Origin of the sequence: Bacillus sp. AL-1R, assembly GCF_052180195.1 — a bacterium.
GTDB lineage: Bacteria > Bacillota > Bacilli > Bacillales > Bacillaceae_G > Gottfriedia.
In genome coordinates, this window is sequence record NZ_CP197469.1 from 3,875,763 (window position 1) to 3,888,753 (window position 12,991).

A 12,991-nucleotide genomic window follows, 5' to 3' on the forward strand; every position below is an offset into this window, starting at 1 on the left:
AGAAAGATTAAGGTGACTACGATCGGCCCTTCTTCCTTCTCCCCCTGTTTGCTTTTTGTCAGTTGCCTATTCTGATTGACCTATTAACCCCTTAAAACCTCGTGTTGAGGCAAAGGATTTATTAAACAATTCAATACAACATCAGCATTTTACTTAGATTTTTACATGGCGTTTACTTATTACTTGTCTTCTAAATGGAAGTTTTTATCGTACTACCATGGTAGATTAATAATTAATTTAATGTACATTTTTTGTATGAAAAAATGATTTTTTTACATAGATTGTATACAACAAAATAATGAAGGAAAATATCATATTTCCAATAAAAGGTTGTTGGCTATGTGTTAAGGATAAGTACAAACTTATACTCCCGAAAAGTATAGAATACGAAATCATTAACCAAAATCCCCATTTCTTTAGCCGAATATATCCAAAAATCATCACCAATGTTAGAAAAGCTATTATCACTCTAAGTAATTGTTCAGATACGTTTGAAAGTCCAAATCTTTCGACTATGCCAATCGGATTAGCATTTGCATTATAAAAAACGGAAGTAAAAAGTAAAACTATAGCACCAAAAATATAAAAATAACTAATCACTGAAACACCTATTGGCTTTTTCAAAAATTCCACCCCTTTTCTTAATATTCATTATTACAATCCATATATTGGTAATTTTGTAGAAATCCTTATTAAACTATCCTGCTATATTATTGAATAAGGGAATCAACAGTTTACTTTAACGGAGCCTTGATTTTAAAAGGGGTTTTACTTACTATGATTAGTCTATCGGCACTCAATTGAAATGCAGAATAAGCTTAAGGAATTCCTTAAGCTTAAAGATCTTACATATCAAGGTTACATTCACATATAGAGAAGATTACTTGTAACAAACCGGGTGAGATTCGTATACATTATAATTTCATAAATCTTTTACAAGAAAATTAAAAAGGCAGTGCCCAAATGGGCTAGCTGCCTTACTTTAAAATGAGTAGCGAAACAAACTCCACATGTGCAGTTTGTAATTGACAATACATGAGATGATGTTGAGTTTACATCTAATCGCTAAATAATAAGGACATTTGACCTTTAGTATGAACACCACTTGGTACCAAGTGTTACAAGATCCGTTTATCAATATCTAAATTATGGGGTATTCAAAACGCTCTTCCTTAAAAGTAGTATAGCTTTTGAATAACTGATTTATTAAATGGTCTAACTCTTTACTACATTGAATGGTTTTAGAATGAATAAATCCATACTGCTTATAAAAATCATATAATTCATTTCTCTTTGCCTCTATCTCTAGTGTTGCTTGTTGTTGTAATAAAGTAGCCATCCCTAAACCCCTCCATTAAATAACTCTCCAGTAAGAATTCTATCTTTATGTGACTTCCAATTAGTTGCCGATTTGATACTTTTGCACATGTTACAGTTTAATGAGCAAGAAAGTGAATATCCTTGATTTTGTCAACGCTTTTGACAAATGCCTGGTCAACTCCCAAATTAAAAATCCCATCTCTGGCCCTGTTTCTTTGCTTATTCCTAAAGAATAGCGATATAAAAGTGTAAAAAAACCAGCAACGTCATAATGAAGCGTCACCGGTTCTTGGTTATCATAGAATCATCTCGATCAATCTATCGTTTGCACATTAGATGCCATAACGTATCAACTGTGTATCTTTTTATGATCATTACTTTACTCTAATAAAGCACCATCGTCTTTTTGGTCAGCTTTAAAAGATCGTTTTGCAGAGCATGTTGCACCTTGATATTCACTGGTTGCTGACTCATCAAGCTTTACACCAATTTCTTTTTTGCCAACAGTTGCAGGGTACTCAGCTGCTACAAGAGCAGATCCCTGACACTTTTTCATAATTATTTCTTAATTGGTTTGCAATTTACATATAACTTTCCTGCTGCAGTGGAACTTAATGAATTTCCATACATATCTTCTACTTTTACCACTATTTGAGCACCGTTTAATGTAAGCTTCTTAGTTGCTGTCCAGTCTCCCTTATAGTGTCCAGTGCCATTTCCTTTTGCATCCTTTACTTCGGTCATAACTACTTCAAAGGTGCTTAAACTTGCTATTGGCATAGATACTGCACTTACTTCACTTGTTATGCCATTAATCGGAGCGTTAATTGTAAATACTGCCTTTTTTAATCCAGGCTCACTGTCGAACTCAACCTTTAATGTTTGATCTGCCTTTAATATTACATCACTCGATGGCATTATATTTTTTATTTCACGTATTGAGTATTTTACATTAACTGTTATGCCCTTAGCAGTTTCATTTCCTGCCTTGTCTCTAGCAACAACATTTATTCCATTTTGCCCTTCCTTAGACATAAGCTTTACTGTCCAATTTCCATATGAATCTATATCTGCCCTTGTTCCATTTACATCAACATAATCTAAATAATCATCTTTGGCTGTTCCTGTTACAGTTATAACCTGATCATTAATATTTGCGTTAGTTTGTGGGCTTTTAACTTCTAAAACTGGTGATGCCTTGTCTACTATAACCTTTATTTCCTTCGAATAAGGAGTAGAGCCGATTTCTGTAATCGTTTTTGCCTTTAGAATATTAACTCCCTCTTGAAGTACAGCATTGATAGAGAAGCTTCCATCATCATTTGCCTTTCCATTTGCTATATCTTTGTCGTTGCTAAATATATGAACGTCCATTCCTGGAGCTGCCGTCCCTTTTATTGTTACATTTTCATTATTTAAATATGGGTTGTCCACTGGTGATGTTATAACTGGAGCTAGTGCTTCCTCCTTAATTGTTGCTCTGATCATCATGTTACCAAAATCTTTGTTTGCTAAAGTAAATGGACCTCCTTTTACAAACCACCATGATCTTTGTGCCACTACTGGATTATTTTTATCCAACATAATTGCTGGACTTTGAGGAGCAAACTTATCCTGTATGAAAACCATATAAAAATCGCCAGTTACAACTATTTGTTGTGCTGATAAATCAACAACTGTCCATTTCCCTGCTTCTTTATTAGCAGTTCCATTGAATGGCCCTGCTATTATGTTTCCAGGTGCGCCATCCTTTCCACTTGCATCATAAACTGCCACCTTAAATGTATTTCCAAAGCCTGTATCAAACATAAATGACCCTGAAGTTACTATTGCTCTGGTCTGTCCCTCTGGAAGTGACATTCTTACCGCATAGCCGCCTCCTGCTTCCCATTGAGCCACTGAATATTCTGGTGTTCCATCATCATAGCCGATCTCACCTAAAAAATTTATAAATGGTTTTAGCTGAATATCGTGTGAGACATTTTCATTACCCGTAACATCTACAGTAAATTTCTCATCAAAATAGTTCTCTGCTGTAACCTGTACTGTATATTTACCTTCGTATGCAGTTATTGAATAATTCCCCTCTGCATCAGTTGTAACTGGTGCTACTGCTGCATCCTCAATTACGTAAACTTTAGCGCCTTTCACAGGTTTTCCTGTTTGGGCATTAATGATTTTACCTTTTAATGTTCCCTTAGGTATTGGAACCATTGTAAAGTTTGTATTTTCAAGAACTTGGTTTTCTGTTACTTGAACCTTTTGATCCTGTGGATAGTATCCATAGTTTTCAGCTCTTAATGTGTACTCTCCTGTTTTAACCTTAAAACTATATGAGCCGTCTTGCGGATTTGTTTTTGTAGAACGACCATTTTCAACAATAGATACTGTAGCTGGTAACGGAATTTTAGTTATGTCAACATTTGTCTCCGTAGAATTTATTATGTTTTCTTTTGGGCTGTTGCTTAAAGCTAATGCTAGAGATTGGTTTGTTAATCTAACATATTCTTTAGGTATGTTGCTTAAAGCTGATGTACTACTTGATTCTACAGATTGGCTTGTTAATCTAACATCATCTATAAACCATCCCTGCTTATTATTGGTGTCATTAGAGATAAAGGCAAATGCGATATTTATTTTCTTTCCTGCATATTGGCTTAAATCTATTTCCTCATTTGAATATCCTTCTGTATTAGTGCCTGTATATGCTGCAACTATATACCAATTCTCATCATCGTCAGTTTTAACCGCAACAAATGCATAGTCATTGTTTTCTTCAATTTCATACCAATTTTTAAACTGTAAATAAGTACTCCCCTTTGGCAGGACAATAGGAGGACTTTTCAAAAGCATTTGTTCATTTTCTGAATACGTTCCTTCAAGATTAGTACCTAAAACCTTTTCTCCTGAGGCTGCTGCCTTAGGTCCTGTTGTAGGTTTTCCCCACTGCAATTGATTCATCATGCTAGGATCGCTTTCCCATCCTGTCATTTCTGTTTCAAAATTATTAAAGTATCCTATTGTAATTGCAGGTTTAACAAGTATTGTATAGATATCACTTGTAACCTCATTCCCTCCAAAGTCAACTATTCTTAATCTGTAAGATAGATTTGATCCTGCTACTACTCTATCAGCTGGAATTATAGCTTCATAGCTTCCTGACTTGTAGTCCCCACTCTTCCTTTCAGCTGCAACTGTTGTCCACTCATCCGATGGATTATTTCTATATTGAAGCTCGACTTTCTCGACGCTTACATTATCCTGTACATCTAATTTTAAATCTTGTTGCAATCCTTCGTATGTCTCTTTAACAGGTATATGTTTAAATGTTGGTGGAACTGTATCCTTGGCATCTGTTGATACTCGGCCTTTAATCTCAGATATTCCATTTAGAACTGATGTTACAGCCTTAAATGCATTTATAACACCATATCCATATCCATTGTTAGGGGCTGTAGGATATGCAGAGTCCGTACAAGGAGTTGCTGTTTGCTCTATTATTTTTTCTATTTCGTCTATAGTTAAAGATGAATTGGCTTGTCGAAGTAATGCAACAAGTCCTGATGTATGTGGGCCTGCCATCGAGGTTCCATTCCATCCACCCTCATATTTACCTCCTGGTACTGAAGATCTTATATTAACTCCAGGTGCTGAAATTTCCGGCTTAATTATTCCACCATATGGTGATGGCCCTCTTAATGAGAAGCCAGCTAACTTGTTGTTTACGTCAGTTGCTCCTGTTGCAAAGGATTCTGGATAATTTGCAGGATTAGCAACTGATCCTGGTCCACCAGGATTGTAAGGGGTTGTATTTCCTGCTGAAAATTCTGGGAATATATTTGCTGCTCTCCAGTTTTTTATAATTGTTCTATACCAATCATCAATTCCAGGGCTGCCTCCCCATGAGTTATTAATAACATCAGGAGCCATTTCTGGATGTGGTACTCCATTTCTATCTTTAGGAGCAAGCATCCATTCACCTGCTTCTATTAAATCTTCATCTGTTCCACCATCTTCTGTAAATGCCTTAGCAGCTATCCACTTTGCTCCTGGCGCAACACCTATCTGATTAGTTCCATTTGGTTCTGAACCAACCATAGTACCCACTGTATGAGTTCCATGACCGAGATCATCGTAAGGGACTGAACCATGAGTTTCAGTTGCATCAAACCAATTGAATTCATGATTTGGTTTATCTGGATTATTTGGGTCATATCCTCTATATTTTGTCTTTAATGCAGGGTGATCCCACTGAACTCCTGTATCTATGCTACCAACGACTATCCCTGTTCCATCTATTCCCAAGGTCCAAACGTCAGGCGCCCCAATTTGTTTAAGACCCCATTCTACATTATCAACCGCTTGAACAGCAGCTCCAGTAGTTTTTTCAGGCTCGATTAACTTTGTAATTCCATTAGGTTTTATACTTTCAACCTCAGGCATAGCTGCTATGTTTCTCATAACTTCCTCTGATGCTGTAACTGCCATACCATTTACGATGTAAAATGATTCAATATCCTTTACATTTCCGTTATTTTTTTCTTTTGCTAAATACTTCTTCAAATTACTCTGTGATGAATCTGCTTTAATTCTTAATTCAGAAACGATTGATGAACGAACTACTAACTCTTTTTTCACATTTGATAGTTGTTTATTCTTAGCCTTAGCTTCATTTGCAACCTTTACTGTATCTACCTGTTCCTTAAATTTAACAAGAAAACTAGTTTGAGAGTTGTTGTCAAATTCTTTTTCAAGTTCTGGACTTATTTTATTCTCTATAACATCTTTAGATTGTAGGTTATTGCTATTCGTATTATTTTTACTTGCATAAGCCTTACCATAATTTCCAAATGGTGCAATAAATGAGCTTATGATAAGTAGAATAATTGCTGATAATGCCAGCAATTTTTTGTAGATTTTTATCATGTTTATACCTCCATATTTAGATTGAATTTACCGAACTAATCCTTTACCCTCCTTTCCCTTAACCGCTTGAACCCATTAACTTATAAAATAGTGGATATAAATTAAGAGATTGCTAACAAGATGAACGGGACACCTCCTAAACCAATTACCGATTCTGTGTTAGAGTTATGTAGTTTCTAGCTGAATATGAAATGAATAGGTAACATTGAATTTTAAAAGAATTATATAATTGCTAGACTAGGGTGACAAATGGGGTTTTAAGGGGCGTACGACCTACTTTTTTACAAATTTTTAATATTGCGACAAATTACGACATTGCAAAAATCTATATTAATATTACGATTAATATAGATTTTGACTTAGGGTTATAAATTCAATAGATTGACTTGGGGTTATGAATCAAATTGTTGACAAATAAGGTATTGTGTGTGATCAAGGGTATAAGAAGTGTAAATACGGAGCATTGGAAAGTATAAAAAAGAAGAGAAGATGCCTTTTTCCGCGTGAAAAACATCTTCTCTTCATAAACGAGTGTATAGGTGTTGTTACCACATATTTTTAAATCCTTCGGTGCCGTTTCATGAAGAGAACGCTTCCGCTTTTCTATAGGCTCTTTTTTCATTAATAGTTGTTTTTGACTATAAAGTTTGTCCGCCGATTTCAGCTACAAACTTTTCGAAAACATCCTTTCTTTATAATGTACGTAGTGACATGACATTCTTAAAGGTATTAGTTTAAAAATCAAGCAAATTTATCGTTTCTACGGTATTTTTCCACGAGATACGCTGCGTATTGATTTGCTTCATCGACATTGCCTTTTTCCATATGATAGTCGAACAACTTTATCGCATAATGTTCAATTAAGCGAACATGTGCCATTTTCTGATAATAAGGAAATGCTTCTTTTTCAAGGTAATGATAGTAAAGCTCTTCTTCGTTTTGAATATTATATTTATGTAAATAGAAGAAATGCATATAGATTGGATCGGCTATTTCTTCAGAAAGAGCAATACCGTTTTCGACCAATTGGAGCAATTCTTCGGTTGATTTCGATCCTTGTTTCGTTAATGCATTTATATAGCCTTCCAAAGAGGCTATATGAAGAGCTGTATGAGGGTCTTTCATGTCCATAGATTGTTTATAGTATTCACAAGCTTTATCATAATTTCCTTGGCGAACTTTCTGATATGCAAGATTGTGTGTCAGAACTGCTCTTTGATGTTCTAATCCAATGTTTTCGGTCATCTCGATTAATCTTTGATATTCCGTATCTTTTGGATCGTAAAACTCGTCCCGCTCTACTTGGACCAGCATAAGCAATTCTGCTTCAATCATTCGAGTAAGACTGCGCACTTCTGTGAAAAAGCGCAGGGACTTTTCGGCAAAATAATAAGCCAATACTCGTGAATTCAGAGAATGATAGGCAAAAGCCAAATGATAATAGTACTCTTGGTTGTTGTAATAGGTTATATCAATTCCTTGAAAAAATGAAATTGCCTTATAATATTCCTTATTTATCAATGCATTGATCCCTTTAATGTGAAAAAGCATGTTTTTTTCATATGGTGAAAGATTAGACCATTTGTCCATTTCAACAATTAGAGTTTCAGCTTGATGCCCCTGCCCTATCAATAAATAATATCTTGTTAGTACGAGCATATATGAACGATAAATAACTGGCATTTGTAGAAGATCAATAGCCTCTAATTCTTTCTTAATTCTCTTAGCCTTTCTTTTCAATTTTAAAATAATCGATTCATGCCATTTTTTTAAAAGGGAATCTAGGCCATTGTAAGTTTTAATTTCTGTTTCCATATCAATATGAAGGCGCTTTGACAGCAAGTTTATCGTTTCTTTAGAAACTTCTGTTAGTCCTCGTTCAATTTTGCTAATATGTGTACTCGAACAGATGCCAATTCCTAAATCCTTCTGCATCATGCTCTGACGTTCACGATAGAATTTGATTATTTGGCCCTCAAGCATGATGATCACCTCACTTTATCCCAACAATATGAATTTATGGTACTTTTTTTACGAAAGAAAACCCCACTCGAAATAATACAATTGAGTCTCTATGATTAAAAATAGCACAAAGAGAAACGGCTGTACCTAACCATTTTCTTCCAATTGACAGATTCAGACTCAAGATTGTCGATGTATTATTAAAAAGTAGTTTTGATGGTGCTATAGGTGCAGTAGAACATGCGATTCTATCTGTTATTCCCGATTCAATTATTTACGATGCGCGTGATATTTCAGGATTTTCTTACTTCAGGCTTCCCTTTTAGTCTTGAAATAACCTTTAGGGTATACCTGCCCGTTTACTTATTTCCTCTGCTAGTTCATTGGCTCTAGCTACTAATTCAGGTTTCATTTTTTTGCCATCTGTTATCTCCAACTCAGTGTACAATTGTAAAAGAGTCTCAAGTTTGTGAAGGATCTGTAATTAAACTATCTAATGCATAGTTGTACTATATTAATAGAATCTGTCATAAATATCGTTAAACTCTTCAAATGTGAGTGACATAATGGAGTATATATTATGGGTTAATGGTGGCTACAAAGAGGATTAATATTTTGATCTAATAGAATAATGAAAAAAAGCTACCTTCATCTTGAAGAATCATGAATGTAGCTTAAAATTTCTATTAACAAATTCTTGACCTTATTTTGGATCATAAAAGACTGGAGCTGAATCAACGTTCTTAATCCATAAATGTTCTTTCCCAGTTATACCATCTTTCATCCATACATCTCCCTTAAACTCCTCTGCCTTCCTTCGAAAAAAAGAAAGATAAGATTTAACTTTTTGAGGATTTTCGTCAAGTTCATTCGTTCTTGGAAACGAGATTTGTTGTTGCTCTCCTGTTCTTATGTTTATAGCATAAAGTGATGTGAACATAGTTGGTACAGGTCCTTCTTTCCACTCCTTGTTCTCTTTCGAACGAGCCACAATTACTAAATCTTTAGAAAACCATTCCAGATCAAGGTCTACATATCCATCTGGTGTATATTCCTTTTGTTGTTTAGATGTTGGGATTTCGGCAATCGTCATCTTCTTGTTTTCAACGAAAAATCTTCCTTCTCCTGAAATATAGGCCAATTGATTGGCTAGAGGAGCCCACTTAAACCAGTCTTTAAACTCTAACATTTTCCCCACTGATTGAAAGTGTTTTCCTTGTGATGATAAGACACATAACGTATTGCTATCCGCTGACCAGGAAGCTGTAGGAATAATTAAAAAGCTAACCCACTTCCCATCAGAACTCCACTTAAAATAATTAGCATCAATCCCAAACAAATCAGGCTCTTTAGTTCGAATAGTATAAAAAGGCTTTATTTTATCTTTAGCAAGATTTGCATCTACTGGAATTCTATAAATCGGGATTGGGCCCCATCCAGTAGGACGTAAGCTGGATTGTGAGGAAACGATAAATTCTTTCCCGTTCGGAAACCATTCAAAACCACTAACCCCAAGTGAGACATTTTCAAAACCCTGTGGGCGACCGTTCTTTATATGAGTAACGTTTAATATACCTTGATCATTGTATGCTAGTTGATTATTGATCGGTGACCATTTGAAGTCAGAGGTTACGACCTTTATATAAGGTTGGTAGCTTTCTTTTTCTTTTGTATCATAAATATATAAATCCGTTTTTTCTCCCTTCTCATCACCATCGATATAACCAATAAACCGACCGTCATATGACCATTTCTGATTATACACATTTCGATTCTGTGTAAGTTGTATTTCTTGATTTCCTTTTTTTATCCATAGTTGATGGTCACGGATAAATGCAGCAGTAAGTGGTGCTTCTGCACTGACAATAGAAGAAAATTTATAACTGAATACTATCAGAAGTAATAATATTCGAAATAACAAGATCATCCCTCCTTCTTTTAGAATGACCATATATATTATCGCGATTCTCTTTAAGCAATTATTTACATCTTTTATTTAATACATTCTTCTGCTTTGATAAAGAAAAGGCTTTACTCTTATTTAAGTAAAGCCCCTGTTTATCTAAGCTTTCATATTTCGTAAATCGTCTAGAAGAACGAAAAAAGGCAACAACCACAAGGGTTAGTTGCCTCCTTTTAAAATGAGTTGCGAAACACACTCAACATGTGTGGACTGTAATTGACAACACAATGGATGTTGGTGGGTTTATCAACAAACTTTTGGACTTGTTCTTTCCTGTCAAATCTTTCTTATATATCTGATTACTTACTACACTTAGTAGTTAGTTCTTATAAACACTTCTTTCGGTTGGACAGATTAAAGAGAGAACTTTCAATTTTAAATTTAAATCATAATTATTTTAAGTTCAACACCTCACGTCTTTTTTGTAAATAATGCCAGAAAAGCGATGCTTATTTAAAGCATCGCCTTGTTATTTTAACCACTACTTAAAATCCAAATTGAACAATAGTTACGAACAATATAATAATAACTTTATCTCTTTGTGTCGGTAAAGGATTTTGACTTTGCAACTAAAAGTGGATAAAAAGCCGTAAAAATATCTTTTAATTTAGCAACTACGAGAAAAACTAATCTCTAATCTTAGAAGAATTAAAAAGTTGTTATGAGAAAATAAATAGAGTTTAAATGAAAATTGATTAAAACGTCTAATACTTATTTTTCAAAAGTCTAACTTAACAAGCAAGTGCTATTTTAAACAGCAGGGAAATGTAAAAAACTACAGGCACCATATCTTTTTTGAAGTCTACTAATATTAATGCTAAGTGTTTCAATTACCTCCTCAATATTCTTTGGTTGACTAGGCTCTTTAAAATGAGGATCTTTTGAATTCCCGTGAAAATGGTACATAGGTTTAAAATTTAAATAGTTAACGCTTCCATCTTTATACTCATAATCACTCTCTTTTTCATATCGGAAGTGATATCTTTCCTCCTGTACCATATCGATTTCATTTAAATACGTTCTTCCATAGTGGTAACTGTACTTAAGAAGATAAAGTTTTTTGTCGTCTCCGCTCCAAGCAAGAGTTTGCTCAATCTGTAAAAAGGAATAATCATTAAACATAAATCCTGATGGTTTTAAAGTACGAGACACAGGATATTGAGAAGAAATTTTCACTAATAGGAATTTCTTCCCTTTATCATCTGTTGGGGAATTTGGAATAATATTAAACACGTTATCTCTTTCTATAGAGAAGATTGGGTTTCTATCAGGGTTAGGAAATGTAATATAATCTACACTGTAACTATCAAATGCTTTCAGGACTTTCTTTTCAAATTCTTGAACATATGTTTCAATAGAAGGATAACTTTGATCGGATATTGGATATAACATAGTTGCATAAGGATATTCAAACTCTTTTAAAATCTTCCCTTTAAAGTGAATTGCCATTTCCTTCTCCTGATGTTATTTGACTAATAGTGTACCCTTCTTTTAATAAATATGTTGCAAACCTATACCATCTATCCTCATCCACATTTCCTTCAAATTCATTTTCCTTATAATCTTCTAAGTGTTTTGCAGTATTTTTTAAATAAACTTTCTCACACAGATGAATAAATTCAATCATTTCTTCATTTGTTTCATAAACAAGTCGACTAGAGCCAGCGTCAGCTGCTAACATCTCTTCTAATATTTCTTCATCATTTTTTTCCACTACCCCAACTCCTCCCTTTAAAACAGAGTTCTTGAGTCTAGGTTTTCCAATTTTTTGATTAAAATAACCTGAAATCAAATAATCGTCTAAGAAAGTAGAGTCTTCTTTTCCAATGTATAAATGAGACTTCGCTCTCAATTTTCTTTTTACATCAGTTATACGCTCCTTTTCTTTTTGCCTTATAAAAGTTATTGGTAAAGCATATGCTTTATAGTCGTCCATATATTCTATATTCTCTGCAACCATTATTTCTTCACACCATCCGTTAAAGAGTTAAGTACTTCGAACAAATTCTCTTTATGATCATTAATTACAGAAATAAAAATATCAGTAGATGTTTTACCTTTTGAATGGAACCGCGTTAATGTCTTATGTTGTATTTTCTCTTGTGCAAGGTACGTTGTTAATCTGTAATTATATGAAGGGGTATTATATTTAAATCCTAGAAACTCAACTTTGACTCCCTCTGGAACATACTTAAGTAAATTATTATAATTTTGATGTTCTCCTTTATATTCTGAGTAAAGTTCGGTTTCCAAAAATCCTATAAATGTACTTCGTATATAATCTTGCCCTAATAAGTGCTCTATAACTTTCTCAATATCAATAATTAGTTTTTCTTCATTAAAAGTTAGCTCTATTTCATTTTCTTCAATCCATATTGATAAACTATCTTCATCCTCGTATGATAAGAAGAATAAATCATCATCCAACTTTTGAATATTAACAAATGGTAACGGTATACTCTTAAGCTCTTCACTAAAATTGTCTCTAGCTGAAATTTTCTCAGGAGGTTTAATTGATAATTTAAAATTTTTTATATACATTCAATACACCCTCATTCTTTCTACTTCTTTAAATTATACAATTTATTGTAATTATTTTCTAGAATTCAAACCAATTTCTATTAAAATCACCCTATTGTTATTCCAAATGTATCAACCCCGCTTTACGAAGCACCTCTATCGTACTTTTTAGTACTCAGTGCCCTGTAACCAAGATATTTACTTGGCCCATATAAATTAATAGAAGATATAAAATACCATTCTCTTAACAGCTTCTTTATCGGGTGTAAAATAATAGGTAGCTCCATCTTTAGAATACGA

General features: G+C 33.9%; 9 protein-coding genes. All 9 read right to left on the reverse strand.

Annotated elements, in window-relative coordinates; translation table 11 throughout:
* Window positions 1-237: 237 nt before the first annotated feature.
* The 9 genes from ACSBO6_RS18630 to ACSBO6_RS18670 all read right to left on the reverse strand — a co-directional run bounded on the left by ACSBO6_RS18630 (window position 238) and on the right by ACSBO6_RS18670 (window position 12,712).
* Window positions 238-624, reverse strand: coding sequence for a hypothetical protein (locus tag ACSBO6_RS18630; protein WP_098847864.1), 387 nt, complete (start codon window positions 622-624; stop codon window positions 238-240).
* Between the two features lie 517 nt (window positions 625-1,141).
* Window positions 1,142-1,339 carry an aspartyl-phosphate phosphatase Spo0E family protein gene (locus ACSBO6_RS18635; RefSeq protein ID WP_098847866.1) on the reverse strand — a complete coding sequence of 66 codons (198 nt, stop codon included), beginning with the start codon at window positions 1,337-1,339 and terminating at the stop codon, window positions 1,142-1,144.
* 360 nt (window positions 1,340-1,699) lie between these two features.
* Window positions 1,700-1,876: a hypothetical protein gene (locus ACSBO6_RS18640; RefSeq protein WP_498843798.1), complete on the reverse strand. Its 177-nt coding sequence runs from the start codon at window positions 1,874-1,876 to the stop codon at window positions 1,700-1,702.
* Between the two features lie 2 nt (window positions 1,877-1,878).
* A complete protein-coding gene (locus ACSBO6_RS18645; protein WP_498843799.1) occupies window positions 1,879-6,246 on the reverse strand; it encodes a S8 family serine peptidase in 4,368 nt (1,455 codons plus the stop codon).
* A gap of 741 nt (window positions 6,247-6,987) precedes the next feature.
* Window positions 6,988-8,229, reverse strand: coding sequence for a helix-turn-helix domain-containing protein (locus tag ACSBO6_RS18650; protein WP_098847870.1), 1,242 nt, complete (start codon window positions 8,227-8,229; stop codon window positions 6,988-6,990).
* A gap of 682 nt (window positions 8,230-8,911) precedes the next feature.
* Window positions 8,912-10,129, reverse strand: a complete 1,218-nt coding sequence (locus tag ACSBO6_RS18655) for a TolB-like translocation protein (RefSeq protein WP_498843800.1) — start codon at window positions 10,127-10,129, stop codon at window positions 8,912-8,914.
* 792 nt (window positions 10,130-10,921) lie between these two features.
* Window positions 10,922-11,620, reverse strand: a complete 699-nt coding sequence (locus ACSBO6_RS18660; protein WP_498843801.1) for a hypothetical protein — start codon at window positions 11,618-11,620, stop codon at window positions 10,922-10,924.
* Complete coding sequence (locus ACSBO6_RS18665; RefSeq protein WP_498843802.1) at window positions 11,604-12,131, reverse strand: hypothetical protein; 528 nt, start codon at window positions 12,129-12,131, stop codon at window positions 11,604-11,606. Before ACSBO6_RS18665 ends, ACSBO6_RS18660 begins: the two co-directional genes overlap by 17 nt.
* Complete coding sequence (locus tag ACSBO6_RS18670; protein ID WP_498843803.1) at window positions 12,131-12,712, reverse strand: hypothetical protein; 582 nt, start codon at window positions 12,710-12,712, stop codon at window positions 12,131-12,133. Before ACSBO6_RS18670 ends, ACSBO6_RS18665 begins: the two co-directional genes overlap by 1 nt.
* Window positions 12,713-12,991: the final 279 nt, after the last annotated feature.

Bases quoted from the DNA above. Each gene is read 5' to 3' on its own strand.
- ACSBO6_RS18635 (WP_098847866.1), bottom strand. From the start codon at position 1,339: ATGGCTACTTTATTACAACAACAAGCAACACTAGAGATAGAGGCAAAG.
- ACSBO6_RS18640 (WP_498843798.1), bottom strand. From the start codon at position 1,876: ATGAAAAAGTGTCAGGGATCTGCTCTTGTAGCAGCTGAGTACCCTGCA.
- ACSBO6_RS18645 (WP_498843799.1), bottom strand. From the start codon at position 6,246: ATGATAAAAATCTACAAAAAATTGCTGGCATTATCAGCAATTATTCTA.
- ACSBO6_RS18650 (WP_098847870.1), bottom strand. From the start codon at position 8,229: ATGCTTGAGGGCCAAATAATCAAATTCTATCGTGAACGTCAGAGCATG.
- ACSBO6_RS18660 (WP_498843801.1), bottom strand. From the start codon at position 11,620: ATGGCAATTCACTTTAAAGGGAAGATTTTAAAAGAGTTTGAATATCCT.
- ACSBO6_RS18665 (WP_498843802.1), bottom strand. From the start codon at position 12,131: ATGGTTGCAGAGAATATAGAATATATGGACGACTATAAAGCATATGCT.
- ACSBO6_RS18670 (WP_498843803.1), bottom strand. From the start codon at position 12,712: ATGTATATAAAAAATTTTAAATTATCAATTAAACCTCCTGAGAAAATT.